Origin of the sequence: Mycobacterium sp. Aquia_216, from assembly GCF_026723865.1 — a bacterium.
Lineage (GTDB): Bacteria > Actinomycetota > Actinomycetes > Mycobacteriales > Mycobacteriaceae > Mycobacterium.
Genome location: NZ_CP113529.1, coordinates 2,291,560 through 2,307,316 on the forward strand (window position 1 = coordinate 2,291,560; position 15,757 = coordinate 2,307,316).

Sequence of the window (15,757 nt, forward strand, 5' to 3'; positions counted from 1 at the left end):
TGTGGATCGTAGGAGCGCGTTGTTCGGAAAAGATTGCGAGCACTCACTATCTATGATAGGTTCGCCCGCAATCGACCGGGAGGCGAAATGACGTACGACGTGATCATCCGCGACGGACTGTGGTTCGACGGAACCGGCAGCGCGCCGCACACCCGGACGCTGGGTATCCGCGACGGCGTGGTGGCCACGGTGTCGGCCGGGCCACTGGACGAGGCGGGCTGCCCCGAGGTGATCGATGCGGCGGGCAAGTGGATCATGCCCGGCTTCCTCGATGTGCACACCCACTACGACGCCGAAGTGCTGCTGGACCCGGGCCTGCGCGAGTCGGTGCGCCACGGCGTCACCACGGTGCTGCTGGGCAACTGCTCGCTGTCGACCGTGTACGCGAGCACCGAAGACGCCGCCGATCTGTTCAGCCGGGTCGAGGCGGTGCCGCGCAAATTCGTCCTCGGCGCGCTGGAAGCCAACCGGACCTGGACCACCGCCGCCGAATATATCGAGACAATCGACGCGCTGCCGCTCGGGCCGAATATCGGTTCGCTGCTTGGTCATTCGGACCTGCGTAGCACCGTGCTCGGACTGGAGCGAGCCACCGACGCGGCCGTCAAGCCCACGGACGCCGAATTGCGAAAGATGGCGGCACTGCTTGACGACGCGCTGGAAGCCGGGATGCTCGGCATGTCGGGCATGGACGCGGCGATCGACAAACTCGACGGCGACCGGTTCCGCTCGCGGGCGTTGCCGTCCACCTTCGCGACGTGGCGGGAACGGCGCAAGCTGATCGAGGTGCTGCGCAAGCGCGGCCGGATTCTGCAGAGCGCACCCGATGTCAACAACGCGGCCACGGCGCTGATGTTCTTCCTGACCAGCAGCCGAATGTTCGGGCGCCGCAAGGGAGTCCGGATGAGTCTGTTGGTGTCCGCGGACGCCAAGTCGAATCCGTTGGCCGTCTACGTGTTCGGGCCGGCCACGCGCCTGGCGAACAAAGTGCTGGGCTCCAGCGTGCGGTTCCAGCATCTGCCGGTGCCGTTCGAGTTGTACTCCGACGGAATCGACCTGCCGGTCTTCGAGGAGTTCGGCGCCGGCACGGCCGCCCTGCACCTGCGCGACCAATTGCAGCGCAACGAGTTACTGGCCGACGAGTCCTACCGCCGCAAGTTCCGGGAGCAGTTCGACCGCATCAAGCTGGGGCCGTCGTTGTGGCACCGCGACTTCCATGATGCGGTCATCGTCGAGTGTCCCGATAAATCGTTGATCGGCAAGAGCTTTGGTGCGATCGCCGACGAGCGCGGCCTGCACCCGCTCGACGCGTTCCTCGATGTGCTCGTCGAAAACGGAGAACGCAACGTGCGGTGGACGACCATCGTGGCCAACCACCGGCCCAAGCTGCTCAACGCACTCGCCAACGAGGACAGCGTGCACATGGGCTTCTCGGATGCCGGTGCGCACCTGCGCAATATGGCCTTCTACAACTTCGGAATCAAGCTGCTCAAGCGGACTCGCGACGCCTACCGGGCGGGTGCGCCGTTCATGTCCACCGAACGGGCGGTGTATCGCCTGACCGGCGAACTGGCGGACTGGTTCGGCATCGACGCCGGAACCCTGCGGCAGGGCGACCGCGCGGACTTCGTGGTGATCGACCCGGCCGGCCTGAACGACGCGGTCGACGGTTACCACGAGGAAGAGGTCCCCTTCTACGGCGGGCTGCGGCGCATGGTCAATCGCAACGACGAGGCCGTCGTCGCCACCGGCGTCAACGGCGCCGTGGTCTTCCGTGCGGGCCGGTTCCGCGAGGGCTACGGGCGGACCGTGAAGTCGGGCCGCTACCTGCGGGCGGGTGCGCGTCGTGAGCGCGAGCAGCGCTCCGCCGCACTGGTGTGAGCGTTCGAGATGGCCAGGACCCAGCAGCAACGTCGTGAGGAAACCGTCGGGCGGTTGCTCGAGGCGTCCATCGCCAGCATCGTCGAGGTCGGCTACGCGCGGGCATCCGCAGCCGTGATCACCAAGCGGGCCGGGGTGTCGGTCGGTGCGTTGTTCCGTCACTTCGAGACGATGAGCGACTTCATGGCGGCGACGGCGTCGGAAGTGCTGCGCCGGCAGGTGGATTCATTCACCAAGCAGGTCGCCCAGATCCCGGCCGACCGGCCGGCCCTGGAAGCGGCGCTGACGATCCTGCGCGACATCACCGGAGGACCCACGAACGCGGTGCTCTACGAACTGATGATCGCCGCGCGCACCGACGAGAAGCTCAATGCCCACCTGCGCGATGTGCTGGTGCAGTACACCGCGAAGATTCTCGACGCCGCCCGGGCATTGCCGGGCGCCGAGGCCATCGGAGACGAGACGTTCCCGGTTCTGGTGGCGTTGATGACGAACGTCTTCGACGGCGCGGCGATCGTGCGGGGAATTTTTCCGGAGCCGGACATCGAGGAGCGACGAATTGCGTTGCTATCCAAGTTGATAACCGGACTAGTGCCGAATGAGGGTCCCTAGCAACCGTTTACAGCGAGCCGATGCTGGATTGGGGGTTGAGCGCGAAACCCCAGTCGAACAAGCTGCCGGCTTGATCCCAGTACGTCGGTCCGCCCGGCTTGACCAGCCCGTACATCATCGCCACCACCAACCGGCGTCCGCCGCGGGAAGCGGCGCCGACGAAGGTCTTGCGCGCGGCGTTGGTGAACCCGGTCTTGCCGCCGATGGCGCCGGGATAGCGGGTCAGCAGTTCGTCCTGGTTGGTGATCAGTTGGTCGCCCCCACCAGGCCCGTCGCCCGGGAACATCGCCGACGGCTCGGCGGTGATGTGGGCGAACAGCGGGTTGGCCATCGCGGCCCGGAAGATGACCGCCAGGTCGTGTGCGGTCGAGGCGCCGGAGCCACCGGGGCCGTCCAGGCCAGACGGGGTGGCCGCGTGGGTGTTGGTCGCCCCGAGTGAGGCGGCCTTCGCGTTCATCATCGCCACCGTCGCGTCGGGGCCGCCCAGCAGCTGCGCCAGCGTGTTGGCGGCATCGTTGCCGGAGACCAGCAGCAGCCCGTCGAGCAGCTGCCGCGCGGTGTAGGTGCGGCCGGGTTTGATGCCCACGCAATTGCACTCGACCTGGGTGTCGGCGACATCGGCGACGACGGTGGAGTCCAGGTTCACCCGGTCGAGGACCACCAGCGCCAGCAGCACCTTGATCGTGCTCGCGGGCGGATGGGCGACGTTCGCGTCGCGGTCGGCCAGCACCTGACCGCTGTCGAGGTCGGCAAGGATCCAGGTCTGGGCCGGGCCGTCGGGGATCGGGACCGATCCGATCGGCTGCATGGCGTCGGCCCGCGACGTCGGGGCGGCGGCGGCGCTGATGCCGGCACCGGCGACCGTGAGCAGAGCAGCGAGTGCGGCGACGAGTTTCCGCATGGGCGCAAAGTGTAACTTCCTGGCCCCGGAAGCGCCCAAGGAGCCGCTACCTCACGGGCATCTCGGCGATCTCGACCCGATCGACCATGCCGCCGGCGAGCTCGAACGTGGGCCCGGCACGCGAATTCCGCAATCGCTCGTGCTGGTTCGACTCGGTCGGCGATGGACCGAGACGAATGGCGACCAGCCGAGCCGAACCCCGCTCGCGGATCGTGTTGAATCGAGGCATGTTGAGCCTGGCCGAAATTTCCGACCGTCTGGAGATCCAGCAGCTGATGGTGGACTATTCCACCGCCATTGACCAGCGGCGATTCGACGATTTGGACAAGGTATTCACCGAAGACGCATACATCGATTACACGGCCCTAGGTGGGATCGAAGGCCGTTTTCCCGAGGTCAAGAAGTGGCTGTCGGAGGTGCTGCCGACGTTTCCGGTGTACGCGCACATGCTCGGGAACTTCTCGGTGCAGATCGACGGCGATAAGGCCTCGTCACGGGTTATCTGCTTCAACCCGATGGTCTTTCCCGGCGGCCGCGAAACCAAGCAAGACCAGGTGATGTTCTGCGGGCTCTGGTACGACGACGAGTTCGTGCGTAGGCCGGAGGGCTGGCGGATGACGCGCCGGGTCGAGACGAAGGTCTTCCAGAAGATCATGTGAGGCCGCCTCGAACGCCGCGCAGGCGCCGCGGCTGGGCGAATTTCTGCTGAAGCCCCTCGTTCTGGCACAATGGGCGGCTGTCCGCCGCGTGACCCGCCCCTGCCCGGGGTGCTTGTTCGGCGGTCATACACGCGAGGCAAAACCGGACCCGGGCATCCCGCCCCGATCGCTGAATTGCAGCGTGACACACAGGAGAAATCGCTTAACCATGGCTGTGAAGATCAAGCTGACTCGGCTTGGCAAAATCCGCAATCCCCAGTACCGCATCGCCGTCGCCGACGCCCGCAACCGGCGCGACGGCCGCTCGATCGAGGTGATCGGCCGGTACCACCCGAAGGAAGACCCGAGCCTGATCGAAATCAACTCCGAGCGGGCCCAGTACTGGCTTTCGGTCGGGGCGCAGCCGACCGAACCCGTCCTCAAGTTGCTGAAGATCACCGGCGACTGGCAGAAGTTCAAGGGCCTGCCCGGTGCCGAGGGCACCCTACAGGTCAAGCAGCCCAAGCCGAGCAAGCTGGACCTGTTCAACGCCGCGCTGGCCGAGGCGGACGGCGGACCGACCACCGAGGCCACGAAGCCGAAGAAGAAGGCCCCGCCCAAGAAGGCCGCGAAAGCCGACGAGGCCCCGGCTGACCCGGCCGAAGCCCCGGCTGAGGCCGCCGAGGGTGGCGCGCAGCCCGAACCGGCCGAATCTTCTACGGAAAGCTGACCCACCGCGATGAGTACGGTCGTCGTCGACGCTGTTGAGCATCTGGTCCGCGGAATCGTGGACAACCCTGACGATGTCCGGGTGGACCTGGTGACGAGCCGCCGTGGGCGCACTGTCGAGGTTCATGTCCATCCCGACGATCTGGGCAAAGTGATCGGTCGCGGGGGACGTACCGCGACGGCGTTGCGCACGCTGGTCGCCGGTATCGGTGGCCGCGGCATTCGCGTCGACGTGGTGGACACCGACCAGTAGGCCGGGGGCGCTCATGGAGCTGCTCGTCGGACGGGTCGTGAAGGCACACGGCGTCACCGGCGAGGTGGTCGTGGAAGTTCACACCGACGACCCCGCCGACCGGTTTGCGTCGGGTAGCACGTTGCGTGCCAAGCCATCCCGCGGCCGCGGAGCAGAGGGCAGCTACGTGGTCGCGGCCGCGCGCGAACACGGCGGGCGGCTGCTGGTGCGACTGGCCGGAGTGGACAGCCGCGACGGCGCGGACGCGTTGCGGGGCAGCCTGTTCGTGGTGGACTCCGATGATCTGCCACCGATCGACGAGGCCGACACCTATTACGACCACCAGCTCGAAGGCCTGCAGGTGCGCACCGCGACGGGACAAGATGTCGGGATCGTCGCCGAGGTGCTGCACACCGCCGCCGGAGAGTTGCTGGCGGTGCACCGCACCGACGGCGACGAAACCCGGGAAGTATTGGTGCCGTTCGTGAATGCGATCGTCACGTCGGTGTCACTGGACGACCGGATGGTCGAGATCGATCCGCCCGAGGGTCTGCTGGACCTGGCGTAGCAGGGGCGCATCGACATGAAGATCGACGTGGTCACGATTTTTCCGGCCTACCTGGACCCGCTGCGGCAATCGTTGCCGGGCAAGGCAATTGCGTCGGGCCTGGTCGACCTGCGGGTACACGACCTGCGGGGGTGGACCCGCGATGTGCATCGCTCGGTGGACGACGCGCCTTACGGCGGCGGCCCGGGGATGGTGATGAGAGCGCCGGTGTGGGGCGACGCGCTGGATGAAATATGTTCCAGTGAAACACTATTGGTGGTGCCGACTCCCGCCGGCGCGGTGTTCAATCAGGCCACTGCCCGGCGCTGGAGCGCCGAGAAGCACGTGGTGTTCGCCTGCGGCCGCTACGAGGGCATCGACCAGCGCGTCGTCGAAGACGCCGGCCGCCGCATGCGGGTCGAGGAAGTCTCGATCGGCGACTACGTGCTGCCGGGCGGGGAGTCGGCGGCGATCGTGATGATCGAGGCCGTGCTGCGCCTGCTGACCGGTGTGCTGGGCAATCCCGCTTCACACCGGGAGGATTCGCACTCGCCGGTGCTCGAGGGACTTTTGGAGGGGCCCAGCTACACCCGGCCGCCGAGCTGGCGGGGCCTCGACGTCCCCGAGGTGCTGCTGTCCGGCGATCACGCGCGCATCTCGGCGTGGCGCCGGGAGGTTTCGCTGCAGCGCACTCGCGAGCGTCGCCCCGATCTGGAGCCGGGCGGCGCCTAGGAGGAGCTGGAGGCGATCCGGCCGTTGGGGAACATCGTCTTGACGGCCTGGGTGATCGTGTCGCGCGCCGTCGCGTCGTCGGAGGACTGCAGGGACTCGACGACCACGATGTAGCGGCGGTCCGAGCCCACCACGCCGGTCGACAGGTGCATCCACTCGGTGCCGATGCAGCACATCCAGCCTTGCTTGACCGCCACCGGCTCCGCGAACAGGCCGTCGGGGATGCCGAACCGCTGCGGGTACCCGTCGATCCCGTTCGGGGTGGACTGGGCCAGATCGTTGACGATGATCTTGGCCCGTTCCGCGGGCAGCCCACCGCTCCCGTCGAGCAGCTTGTCGTAGTAGTGGATCACGTCGGTCAGCGAGCTCATCGTGTTCCACCAGCGCCCGTCCGAGGGCGGGGTGGTCGACGACAGCCCGTAGCGGCCCGCCACCTGGGTGATGATGTTGTCGCCGCCGCCCTGACCCCAGAACCTCTCGGCGGCGCCGTCGTCGGACGATTGCAACATGACGTCCAGTGCCCGGCGGTCGTCGGGGGACAGGGTGGTCTTGCCCTGGGCTTCCTGGAGCAGCAGGTCGTCGGCGATGAACAGCTTGGCCACCGAGGCCGTGCCGATGATCTGGGTGTTGCCGTTGGAGATCAGCTCATGCGTCTTGCGGTCCAGGATGCCCACCGAGAGCGTGGCCCCGCTGGCGGCGGCCTGGTCGGTGGCCTGCTGCATGCGTTCCTGCAACCCGCCGAGAGTTCCGCTGGGCGCTACCTGCAGCGCGCCCGGCGCCTCGGGCGCCTCGATGGTGTCCAGCAGCAGCTGAACGAGTTGCGGTTGGTGATCGGACGCGGCGGGGGCGGCGTTACTGGACACCTTGGTCTGGGCTTTTGCCGCTAGCCGTGCCTCGTCGCACCCGGCCAGCACCAGGGTCACCGCCGCGACGGCGGCGAGCGCGGTGTGCGGGCGTACACGCATCTTTTCTTCTCCCAAGTCCTCCGACGTAAACCTGCATGTGGGCGGCCTTACCGCAATCTGCCCGGGCGTCTTCGAGTTCGGGTAGCGACTAGCGTGTTTGCCCCAGTCATATGTACCACTCACCAGCGCCTTTGGCGCAGCATGAACCGCAGGGTTTACCTGTGATTTTCAATGCATGCGGGGTGTCTGGCACAATTGACCAGTTGTCTCCAGCGGCTGCCGGCCGGCCGGGCCGCTTTCTGTCTGCTGCGAGATACGACCCAAAGCCCGAATCGGCTTAACGACCACCCCTGCGTGCGGGCAGTTGCCGCACGCCGCGACCTCAAGGAAGTGTCTCTCGCATGAACAGGCTGGACTTCGTCGATCAGGCGTCGCTACGCGACGACATCCCGGCCTTCAGTCCGGGCGACACCATCAACGTGCACGTCAAGGTCATCGAGGGCGCCAAGGAGCGTGTCCAGGTGTTCAAGGGTGTGGTGATCCGTCGGCAGGGCGGTGGCGTCCGTGAGACCTTCACCGTGCGCAAGGAGAGCTACGGCGTGGGCGTCGAGCGGACCTTCCCGGTGCATTCGCCGAACATCGACCATATCGAGGTGGTGACCCGTGGCGATGTCCGCCGCGCAAAGCTCTACTACCTGCGTGAACTTCGCGGCAAGAAGGCCAAGATCAAGGAAAAGCGCTGACCGCGCGCGTCTCGGCGGGCGCTGCGGCGCGCCTATTTGGTTTCGAAGACGCTTTACAAACACCCAAACTGTGCTGGCTACTCTGATCTCGTGACGGATTCCACGGACTCACCTGAGCCCCAGTCCGAGCCTGGTCAGTCGGAGCCGAAGGTCTCCACGCGCGCACCAGACGCATCCTCGGACGAAGTGGACGAGGCCAACGACGTGCCCGAACCCGGCTCCGAGTCGGAGCTCGAAGCTGGGGATGCTTCCGACGCGGAGCAGCCGGAACCCAAGAAGAAGTCCGCGCTGCGCGAGCTGACGATTCTGGCGGTTACCGCGATCGTCCTCTACTACGTCATGTTGACGTTCGTGGCGCGGCCGTACCTGATTCCGTCCGAATCCATGGAGCCCACGCTGCACGGATGCGCCGGCTGTGTCGGTGACCGGATCATGGTCGACAAGCTGAGTTACCGCTTCGGCTCGCCGCATCCCGGCGATGTCATCGTCTTCAAAGGGCCGCCGTCCTGGAATGTCGGGTACAAGTCGATCCGGTCTCCCAACACCGCGCTGCGCTGGGTCCAGAACGCGCTGTCGTTCGTCGGTTTCGTGCCTCCGGACGAGAACGACCTGGTGAAGCGGGTCATCGCGACCGGCGGGCAGACGGTGCAGTGCCGGGCCGACTCCGGGTTGACGGTCGACGGAAAGCCGCTCAAGGAGCCGTACCTGAGTCCGAACACCATGATGGCCGACCCGTCGGTCTACCCGTGCCTGGGCAGCGAGTTCGGGCCGGTCACCGTACCGGACGGACGGTTGTGGGTGATGGGTGACAACCGCACTCACTCGGCGGACTCGCGCGCCCACTGCACCAGCACCCCGACCGACGCCCTCAAAGGCATTCTGTGCACCGGCGACCCGATGTCGGGGACGGTGCCGGTGGCCAACGTCATCGGCAAGGCCAGGTTCATCGTCTGGCCGCCGACACGATGGGGTGGCGTGGGTTCGGTGAACCCACAGCAAGGCCAATAGTCATGGCCACGACGTGGCCACCGCGCACGGTGATCCGCAAATCGACGGGACTGCGCACCCTGGAGTCCGCCCTGCACCGCAGCGGCCTGGGGCCGGTGGCCGGAGTGGACGAAGTGGGCCGCGGCGCCTGCGCGGGCCCGCTGGTGGTGGCGGCTTGCGTATTGGGGCCGAATCGCCTGGAAAGCCTTGCCGCCCTTGATGATTCGAAGAAACTCACTGAGAAGGTGCGGGAGCGGCTGTTCCCGCTGATCCGCCGGTACGCGGTTGCCTATCACGTGGTGTTCATCCCTTCGGTCGAAGTCGACCGGCGCGGCGTCCACGTCGCCAATATCGAAGGCATGCGACGCGCGGTGGCCGGTCTGTCGGTGCGCCCCGGCTATGTGCTGAGCGACGGCTTTCGCGTGCCCGGCCTGCCGATGCCGTCTTTGCCGGTGGTCGGTGGGGACGCCGCCGCCGCCTGCATCGCCGCCGCCAGTGTCCTGGCGAAGGTCAGCCGGGATCGGCTGATGGTCGCGATGGAGGCCGACCACCCCGGCTACGGCTTCGCCGACCACAAGGGCTACAGCACACCCGCGCACAGCATGGCGCTGAGCCGGCTGGGGCCCTGCGCTGAGCACCGCTATTCGTTCATCAACGTTCGGCGCGTGGCCTCGCTATCCGGGGACGGCTCCCGCACGCGGGTGGTTGCCGAATGCAAACCGGACCCTCCGGGCGAGCGTGGCGAACACCGGTGAGGAAAGATGGAAGCAGACTTCTCACCCGGCGAGCATGCTGTCGGTCCGCGGCCCGAACGGGAAGTCGGGGAAACTGGCAGGGAAAAGGACGTCTGAGCAGATGAGTGGCAGATGAGTGCTGAGGATCTCGAGAAGTACGAGACCGAGATGGAGCTCTCGCTCTACCGCGAATACAAGGACATCGTCGGCCAGTTCAGCTACGTGGTGGAAACCGAACGGCGCTTCTACCTGGCCAACAGCGTGGAGATGGTCCCGCGCAACGCCGACGGCGAGGTCTACTTCGAGCTGCGCCTCTCCGACGCCTGGGTCTGGGACATGTACCGGCCGGCCCGGTTCGTCAAACAGGTGCGGGTGGTCACCTTCAAAGACGTCAACATCGAAGAAGTCGAGAAGCCCGAGCTGCGGTTGCCCGAATAGCCTAGGTGCCGGGCGGAAGCTGTTGTTCGCCGTTGGACGGCAGGCTGCCGCGCCGTTCGATGACCTCCCGCGCGACGTCGGCCAGCTTGATGTTCAGGGCCTGCGAGTGCCGGCGTAGCAGGTCGAACGCCTCCTCTTCGGTCAGGTCGTGCAGCAGCATCAGCATGCCGACGGCCTTGCCGATTTCGCGGTTGCTGAGCAGTCCCCGGCGCAGGCTGGCGGCATCTTCCCCCTTGGCTACCGCGTTGATGGCCACGCTGGCGAACGAGGCGAGCACCGCCGCCCGTCCGGCGGACTCGGCGTCGAAACTGTTGGGGGTGTCGCTGAACAGATTGAGCGCGGCCCCTTTGCGGTTGTTGACCAGCAGCCGAAATCCCATGGCTCCGCGCACCGGTGTCTCCTCGAGGAGCATGGCCGCGAACTTGGGCCAATGGGGCGCCGTCGTCAGGTCCGCGTCGATCTGGGGAGTTTCCTCCTCGATCGCGTCGAGGCACGGGCCGTCGCCGGCACGCAGTTCCAACTCGTCAATTTTCCTCGCGAGCCCGTCGCTCGCACCGACGGTGACATACCGACCGTTGTCGAGTATCAACAGGCTGGCGTGGTCACAGCCGCGGACGGTCAGGGTCGCGGCGACGCAGATCGCTGCATACATCTCGTTCACGTCGGAGCCTTGGTAGATGATCTCGGCGAGGGCGGCGAAAACCGTCGCCGGATCGGCCTTCTCTCCGCCGGGTAACGACGCTTCCGTGCCGGCCTTCGATTCGTCTGCCATGTTGTGCCTCACTTCCGGCGCAGTCGGCGGCGTGATCCCGGCCCGCTGCGCCCCCAAACCCATTCATTCGCGGCCAGTGCAGATGCGGTGCACTGAGGCGGCAACCGACGAGCCAAGTCGAGACTAGAGCAAGCGTAGGCGTTGACCACCGACTTCGGGGTTCAGGGTTTGAGTTCGCATTGAACTTCGGCGACAGCCCGGCTGGGGCGCGGCACTGAAATCGGCTGCGCGCGCGGGCGACCGCGTCGCCAAGGTAATTTGAGTCGGTGAGTTTTGCGCGCCGATCGGTGTCTCGCGACGTTGCGGTCGACTACGACGGGCATTCGATCACCATCGCGCCGCGAAAGCACGAGGCGGCGGGCGGACCGGCGGTAATGGCCTCGCTACAACGGGGGGTGGAGCAGATGGGTGCGCTACGCACCGCGGCGGCGGTGGCCCGGCTGAATCAGCGCAACGGCTTTGACTGCCCGGGTCGCGCGTGGCCCGAAGAGCACGGCGGAGGCAAGCCCGCCGAGTTCTGCGAGAACGGCGCGAAGGCAGTCGCCGAGGAGGCCACCAAGCGCACCGTCACACCCGAGTTTTTCGCGCGCCATTCCGTGGCCGAGTTGTTGGCGAAGCCCGAGCACTGGCTGTCCCAGCGGGGGCGCCTCACCCACCCGATGGTGTTGCGGCCCGGCGAAGGGCACCACCGACCGATCAGCTGGGAAGGTGCCTACCGGGACTTCCTGGTGGTGGCCTATTCGACTCCGGTCGGCAATGCGGCGGCCATTGCGGCCGGGCCCGGCGGCGGTGCGATCGCCTGATGGGCAATGCAACCGCGCGCCGGCGCGCAACGCACGTCACCGCAGGTCAGGCGATCACCCGGCCCGAAACCCTGGCCGTGGAGGAGCCACTGGAGATCCGCGTCAACGGCACGCCGATCACCGTGACGATGCGGACACCCGGTTCGGATATCGAACTCGCGCAAGGCTTTCTGCTGACCGAAGGCGTGATCGCGCGGCGCGAAGACGTGCTGACCATCCGCTACTGCGGCGGGCGGGGTGAGAACGGCGCCAACACGTACAACGTGCTGGACGTGACGCTGGCCCCCGGCGTGAAACCGCCCGGTCTCGACGTCACCCGCAACTTCTACACCACCTCCTCGTGCGGGGTCTGTGGCAAAGCGTCACTGGACGCGGTCCGGGTGATCGGCCGCTTCAGCCCGGGGGAGGATCCCGTCACGGTCACGCCCGCCACGCTCAAGGCGATGCCCGGTCAACTGCGCAGTGCGCAAAAGGTTTTCGACAGAACCGGTGGACTGCACGCCGCGGCGTTGTTCGGCGCGGACGGCACGATGCTGGTGGTGCGCGAGGACATCGGCCGGCACAACGCCGTCGACAAGGTCGTGGGCTGGGCGCTGGAGCACGAACGGATACCGTCGGCCGGTTCGGTGTTGTTGGTCAGCGGGCGGGCGTCGTTCGAGATCACGCAGAAGGCCGTGCTGGCGGGTATTCCGGTGCTCGCCGCGGTGTCCGCGCCGTCGTCGCTGGCGGTTTCCCTGGCGGAGGAATTCGGGGTCACGCTGGTGGCCTTCCTGCGCGCGGATTCGATGAACGTCTACACCCGCGGGGACCGGATCGCCTAGCTGCGGCTTCGAATACCTTTGCCGCGCAGCGTTACCCGCATTCGCCGACGATCGGCTCCTGCGGCCGGAACCGTCGCTGCGCGCGCCGCACCCGCCGTACAGCGGCTGTGGATGGAAGCTCGACTGGGGATAACCGGTCGCCAAGCCGGGTTCGAGGCGCCCGTCACGACAGGTCATGTCGGGCCGGGCGGCCACCTTGGCCGCATGACGACGTTGAAGGCCTCCGAGGCCGAGAAGACGATGACCCGGATCGAGCTGGGAATGATGGGCGAGGCCCTCGCCGTGGGTTTCCTCACGCGGATGGGGTTACGGATCGTGGACCGCAACTGGCGATGCCGCTACGGCGAGCTCGACGTGATCGCTGCCGACGACGCCACCCGCACCGTGGTGTTCGTCGAGGTCAAGACCCGTACCGGCGACGGGTTTGGCGGTCTGGCGCACGCGGTCACCCCGGGCAAGGTCCGGCGGTTGCGCCGGCTGGCGGGGCTCTGGCTGGCCGGCCAGGACGGACGCTGGGCGGCGATCCGCATCGATGTGATCGGGGTGCGGGTCGGGCGCGTCCGCACGCCGGAGATTTCGCACCTGCAGGGGATCGGCTGATGGCGTTGGGGCGCGCCTTCTCGGTCGCGGTGCGTGGACTCGACGGACAGATCGTGGAGATCGAGGCCGACATCACCTCGGGGCTGCCCGGCGTACACCTCGTCGGCCTGCCCGACGCCGCATTGCAGGAGTCGCGCGACCGGGTCCGGGCGGCGGTCGCCAACTGCGGCAACAGCTGGCCCATGGCCCGACTGACGCTCGCGCTGTCTCCGGCGACGTTGCCGAAAATGGGATCGGTCTACGACATCGCCCTGGCGGCGGCCGTGCTGTCGGCGCAGCGCAAGAATCCGTGGGAACGCCTGGAGAAGACGGTGTTGCTGGGCGAGCTGTCGCTGGACGGCCGGGTCCGGCCGGTGCGCGGCGTGTTGCCCGCGGTGCTGGCCGCCAAACGCGACGGTTGGCCGGCCGTCCTGGTCCCGGTGGACAACCTCGCCGAGGCCAGCCTGGTCGACGGAATCGACGTCTGGGGCGTTCGCACGTTGGGACAACTGCAGAGCTGGCTCGGCGGCTCGGGTCGGTTGGACGAGCGGATCAGCGCCGGGGCCACCGACCCGCAGCCGGCGGGGGATCTGGCCGACGTGGTGGGGCAGGCCCAGGCGCGTTTCGCGGTCGAGGTGGCGGCGGCCGGGGCCCATCACCTGATGCTGACCGGCCCGCCGGGAATCGGCAAAACCATGTTGGCACAACGTCTTCCGGGATTGCTGCCCACCCTGACCGACAGCGAGGCTCTGGAAGTCACCGCGATTCACTCGGTGGCCGGCTTGTTGTCCGGGGACATGCCACTGATCACCCAGCCGCCGTTCGTGGCGCCGCACCACAGCTCCAGCGTCGCCGCGCTCGTCGGCGGGGGCTCGGGGATGGCCCGCCCCGGCGCCGTCAGCCGGGCGCACCGCGGGGTGCTATTTCTGGACGAATGCGCCGAGATCAGCGTCAGCGCGCTAGAAGCATTGCGAACACCGTTGGAGGACGGGCTCATTCGTCTGGCGCGCCGCGACGGGGTGGCGTGTTACCCGGCCCGGTTCCAGCTGGTGTTGGCCGCGAACCTGTGTCCCTGCGCACCGGCGGATCCACAGGATTGCATCTGTCCGGCGGCCACCAAACGGCGCTATCTGGGCAAGCTTTCGGGACCACTGCTGGATCGGGTGGACCTGCGGGTGCAGATGCATCCGGTGCGTGCCGGCGCGTTCGCGGCGGCCGAGGGTGAATCGACCGCGCAGGTGCGCCAGCGGGTGGCACAGGCCCGCGCCGCGGCAGCCGCGCGCTGGCGGCCGCATGGGTTCAGCACCAACGCCGAGGTCAGCGGAACGCTGTTGCGACGAAAGTTCCGGCCCGCCAGCTCGGCGATGGATCCGCTGCGCCGCGCGGTGGAGCGCGGGATGCTTAGCATTCGCGGGCTGGACCGCACGCTGCGCGTCGCGTGGAGCCTGGCCGACTTGGCCGGCCGGGCGTCGCCCGGCCTCGACGAGGTGGCCGCCGCGCTGAGCTTTCGGCAACTGGGAGCGCAGCGATGACCGCGAGCTTCGACGATCCCACGTGGCCGGCCTGGGCATACCTGTCGCGAGTGGCCGAGCCACCGTGCCCGGAGCTCGCCGCCCTGGTGCAGTGCGTCGGCCCGGTCGAGGCGGCGGACCGGGTCCGGCGCGGGCTGGTCAGCGACCAGCTGGCGGGGCGCACCGCAGCCAGGCGGGAAATAGACCGGGCGGCAGTGGATCTCGAGCTGCTCGTCCGTCGTGGCGGTCGGTTGATCACCCCGGATTGCGCGGAGTGGCCGCTGGTCGCATTCTCGGCATTCGGTGGCGCCGGGTCCAGGCCCGGCGGCGCGCCGCCGATGGTGTTATGGGCGCTGGGTCCCGCGCGTCTGGACGAGGTGGCGCAACGCGCGGCCGCGGTAGTGGGCACCCGCGCGGCCACCGCCTACGGCGAACAGGTAGCCGCCGATCTGGCGGCGGGGCTGGCCGAGCGCGACGTCGCGGTGGTCTCCGGCGGTGCCTACGGCATCGACGGCGCGGCGCACCGCGCGGCGCTGGCGAGTGACGGAATGACCGTGGCGGTGCTGGCCGGGGGGATCGACATCCCTTATCCGGCCGGGCATTCGGGGTTGCTGCATCGCATCGGCCAGCACGGGCTGCTGTTCAGCGAATACCCGCCCGGCATCCGCCCCGCCCGCTACCGATTCCTGACCCGCAATCGCCTGGTTGCGGCCGTCGCGGGAGCCGCCGTCGTGGTGGAGGCGGGGCTGCGCAGCGGCGCCGCGAATACCGCCGCGTGGGCGCGGGCATTGGGCCGGCTCGTGGCCGCGGTGCCCGGGCCCGTCACCTCGTCGGCGTCGGCCGGTTGTCACGCCCTGCTGCGTAACGGGGCAGAGTTGGTCACCCGAGCCGACGACATCGTCGAGCTCGTCGGCCGCATCGGCGAGCTCGCCGTCGAAGAGCCCCGACCCGCCACTGTCTTCGACGGGCTGGGCCCGGCCGAACGTCAGGTGTACGAGGCGCTACCCGGTCGCGGTGCCGCGACGGTCGACGAGCTCGCCGTGGGATCCGGGCTGATGCCCGAGCAGGTGCTGGGTCCGTTGGCGATCCTCGAGCTGGCGGGGTTGGCCGAACGCGACGGTGGGAGCTGGCGAATCGTCCGCCCGCGCGGCGCAAGCGCCCGGCTGCGAGCCAGGTGACCCACGGGAATGCG

The 15,757-nt window shown here is 67.9% G+C and carries 17 protein-coding genes and 2 pseudogenes; 16 read left to right on the forward strand and 3 right to left on the reverse strand.

The genetic code is table 11. The features are described 5' to 3' along the window. Positions 1 to 87 precede the first annotated feature (87 nt). Positions 88 to 1,881 carry an N-acyl-D-amino-acid deacylase family protein gene (locus OK015_RS10660; protein WP_268131261.1) on the forward strand — a complete coding sequence of 598 codons (1,794 nt, stop codon included), beginning with the start codon at positions 88 to 90 and terminating at the stop codon, positions 1,879 to 1,881. Positions 1,882 to 1,890: 9 nt separating this feature from the next. Then, positions 1,891 to 2,493, forward strand: coding sequence for a TetR/AcrR family transcriptional regulator (locus OK015_RS10665; protein ID WP_268131262.1), 603 nt, complete (start codon positions 1,891 to 1,893; stop codon positions 2,491 to 2,493). A gap of 7 nt (positions 2,494 to 2,500) precedes the next feature. Here the strand turns inward: OK015_RS10665 and OK015_RS10670 are convergent, their stop codons facing one another. Continuing rightward, the gene (locus OK015_RS10670; RefSeq protein ID WP_268131264.1) at positions 2,501 to 3,394 is read right to left on the reverse strand and encodes a D-alanyl-D-alanine carboxypeptidase family protein; all 894 of its coding nucleotides are present in this window, start codon (positions 3,392 to 3,394) and stop codon (positions 2,501 to 2,503) included. Between the two features lie 227 nt (positions 3,395 to 3,621). On the opposite strand from OK015_RS10670, the gene OK015_RS10675 reads away from it, so the two are divergent. The 5 genes from OK015_RS10675 (at position 3,622) to trmD (ending at position 6,272) form a co-directional block, all read left to right on the forward strand. Next, positions 3,622 to 4,053, forward strand: coding sequence for a nuclear transport factor 2 family protein (locus OK015_RS10675; RefSeq protein WP_268132618.1), 432 nt, complete (start codon positions 3,622 to 3,624; stop codon positions 4,051 to 4,053). A gap of 208 nt (positions 4,054 to 4,261) precedes the next feature. Next, positions 4,262 to 4,762, forward strand: coding sequence for a 30S ribosomal protein S16 (gene rpsP, locus OK015_RS10680; protein WP_268131266.1), 501 nt, complete (start codon positions 4,262 to 4,264; stop codon positions 4,760 to 4,762). Between the two features lie 9 nt (positions 4,763 to 4,771). Continuing rightward, the gene (locus tag OK015_RS10685; RefSeq protein WP_036354608.1) at positions 4,772 to 5,014 is read left to right on the forward strand and encodes an RNA-binding protein; all 243 of its coding nucleotides are present in this window, start codon (positions 4,772 to 4,774) and stop codon (positions 5,012 to 5,014) included. A 13-nt stretch (positions 5,015 to 5,027) separates the two neighbouring features. Further along, a complete protein-coding gene (gene rimM / locus OK015_RS10690) occupies positions 5,028 to 5,561 on the forward strand; it encodes a ribosome maturation factor RimM (RefSeq protein WP_268131295.1) in 534 nt (177 codons plus the stop codon). A 15-nt stretch (positions 5,562 to 5,576) separates the two neighbouring features. After that, entirely contained in the window at positions 5,577 to 6,272 is a 696-nt protein-coding gene (gene trmD / locus OK015_RS10695) for a tRNA (guanosine(37)-N1)-methyltransferase TrmD (protein WP_268131296.1), read from the forward strand. Here trmD and OK015_RS10700 read toward each other — a convergent pair. Continuing rightward, entirely contained in the window at positions 6,269 to 7,237 is a 969-nt protein-coding gene (locus tag OK015_RS10700) for a hypothetical protein (protein WP_268131297.1), read from the reverse strand. The genes trmD and OK015_RS10700 overlap by 4 nt on opposite strands. A gap of 341 nt (positions 7,238 to 7,578) precedes the next feature. Between OK015_RS10700 and rplS the strand changes: the two genes are divergently transcribed. The 4 genes and pseudogenes from rplS (at position 7,579) to OK015_RS10720 (ending at position 10,079) form a co-directional block, all read left to right on the forward strand. After that, positions 7,579 to 7,920, forward strand: coding sequence for a 50S ribosomal protein L19 (gene rplS, locus OK015_RS10705; protein ID WP_268131298.1), 342 nt, complete (start codon positions 7,579 to 7,581; stop codon positions 7,918 to 7,920). 90 nt (positions 7,921 to 8,010) lie between these two features. Beyond that, positions 8,011 to 8,928 carry a signal peptidase I gene (lepB, locus tag OK015_RS10710; protein WP_268131300.1) on the forward strand — a complete coding sequence of 306 codons (918 nt, stop codon included), beginning with the start codon at positions 8,011 to 8,013 and terminating at the stop codon, positions 8,926 to 8,928. A 2-nt stretch (positions 8,929 to 8,930) separates the two neighbouring features. Continuing rightward, positions 8,931 to 9,777 (forward strand): annotated as a pseudogene (locus OK015_RS10715) (ribonuclease HII). After that, positions 9,774 to 10,079, forward strand: a complete 306-nt coding sequence (locus OK015_RS10720) for a DUF2469 domain-containing protein (RefSeq protein ID WP_007171389.1) — start codon at positions 9,774 to 9,776, stop codon at positions 10,077 to 10,079. The pseudogene OK015_RS10715 and the gene OK015_RS10720 overlap by 4 nt, the downstream one beginning before the upstream one ends. 1 nt (position 10,080) lies before the next feature. Here OK015_RS10720 and OK015_RS10725 read toward each other — a convergent pair whose 3' ends face one another. Then, entirely contained in the window at positions 10,081 to 10,851 is a 771-nt protein-coding gene (locus tag OK015_RS10725; protein ID WP_268131305.1) for a GAF and ANTAR domain-containing protein, read from the reverse strand. Between the two features lie 266 nt (positions 10,852 to 11,117). Here OK015_RS10725 and OK015_RS10730 point away from each other — a divergent pair. The 5 genes and pseudogenes from OK015_RS10730 to dprA all read left to right on the forward strand — a co-directional run. Continuing rightward, positions 11,118 to 11,570, forward strand: a pseudogene (locus OK015_RS10730) (hypothetical protein); the annotation flags it as partial. Positions 11,571 to 11,653: 83 nt separating this feature from the next. Continuing rightward, entirely contained in the window at positions 11,654 to 12,475 is an 822-nt protein-coding gene (gene fdhD, locus OK015_RS10735) for a formate dehydrogenase accessory sulfurtransferase FdhD (RefSeq protein ID WP_268131307.1), read from the forward strand. Positions 12,476 to 12,679: 204 nt separating this feature from the next. Continuing rightward, positions 12,680 to 13,075, forward strand: a complete 396-nt coding sequence (locus OK015_RS10740; RefSeq protein ID WP_268131309.1) for a YraN family protein — start codon at positions 12,680 to 12,682, stop codon at positions 13,073 to 13,075. After that, positions 13,075 to 14,586, forward strand: coding sequence for a YifB family Mg chelatase-like AAA ATPase (locus OK015_RS10745; protein ID WP_268131310.1), 1,512 nt, complete (start codon positions 13,075 to 13,077; stop codon positions 14,584 to 14,586). Before OK015_RS10740 ends, OK015_RS10745 begins: the two co-directional genes overlap by 1 nt. Beyond that, a complete protein-coding gene (gene dprA / locus OK015_RS10750; protein ID WP_268131312.1) occupies positions 14,583 to 15,743 on the forward strand; it encodes a DNA-processing protein DprA in 1,161 nt (386 codons plus the stop codon). The genes OK015_RS10745 and dprA overlap by 4 nt, the downstream gene beginning before the upstream one ends. Positions 15,744 to 15,757 lie beyond the last annotated feature (14 nt).

Excerpts from the sequence above, each read along its gene's own strand:
- OK015_RS10660 (WP_268131261.1), top strand. The coding sequence starts at position 88 with ATGACGTACGACGTGATCATCCGCGACGGACTGTGGTTCGACGGAACC.
- OK015_RS10665 (WP_268131262.1), top strand. The coding sequence starts at position 1,891 with ATGGCCAGGACCCAGCAGCAACGTCGTGAGGAAACCGTCGGGCGGTTG.
- OK015_RS10670 (WP_268131264.1), bottom strand. The coding sequence starts at position 3,394 with ATGCGGAAACTCGTCGCCGCACTCGCTGCTCTGCTCACGGTCGCCGGT.
- OK015_RS10675 (WP_268132618.1), top strand. The coding sequence starts at position 3,622 with ATGTTGAGCCTGGCCGAAATTTCCGACCGTCTGGAGATCCAGCAGCTG.
- rpsP (WP_268131266.1), top strand. The coding sequence starts at position 4,262 with ATGGCTGTGAAGATCAAGCTGACTCGGCTTGGCAAAATCCGCAATCCC.
- OK015_RS10685 (WP_036354608.1), top strand. The coding sequence starts at position 4,772 with ATGAGTACGGTCGTCGTCGACGCTGTTGAGCATCTGGTCCGCGGAATC.
- rimM (WP_268131295.1), top strand. The coding sequence starts at position 5,028 with ATGGAGCTGCTCGTCGGACGGGTCGTGAAGGCACACGGCGTCACCGGC.
- trmD (WP_268131296.1), top strand. The coding sequence starts at position 5,577 with ATGAAGATCGACGTGGTCACGATTTTTCCGGCCTACCTGGACCCGCTG.
- OK015_RS10700 (WP_268131297.1), bottom strand. The coding sequence starts at position 7,237 with ATGCGTGTACGCCCGCACACCGCGCTCGCCGCCGTCGCGGCGGTGACC.
- rplS (WP_268131298.1), top strand. The coding sequence starts at position 7,579 with ATGAACAGGCTGGACTTCGTCGATCAGGCGTCGCTACGCGACGACATC.
- OK015_RS10720 (WP_007171389.1), top strand. The coding sequence starts at position 9,774 with ATGAGTGCTGAGGATCTCGAGAAGTACGAGACCGAGATGGAGCTCTCG.
- OK015_RS10725 (WP_268131305.1), bottom strand. The coding sequence starts at position 10,851 with ATGGCAGACGAATCGAAGGCCGGCACGGAAGCGTCGTTACCCGGCGGA.
- fdhD (WP_268131307.1), top strand. The coding sequence starts at position 11,654 with ATGGGCAATGCAACCGCGCGCCGGCGCGCAACGCACGTCACCGCAGGT.
- OK015_RS10740 (WP_268131309.1), top strand. The coding sequence starts at position 12,680 with ATGACGACGTTGAAGGCCTCCGAGGCCGAGAAGACGATGACCCGGATC.
- OK015_RS10745 (WP_268131310.1), top strand. The coding sequence starts at position 13,075 with ATGGCGTTGGGGCGCGCCTTCTCGGTCGCGGTGCGTGGACTCGACGGA.
- dprA (WP_268131312.1), top strand. The coding sequence starts at position 14,583 with ATGACCGCGAGCTTCGACGATCCCACGTGGCCGGCCTGGGCATACCTG.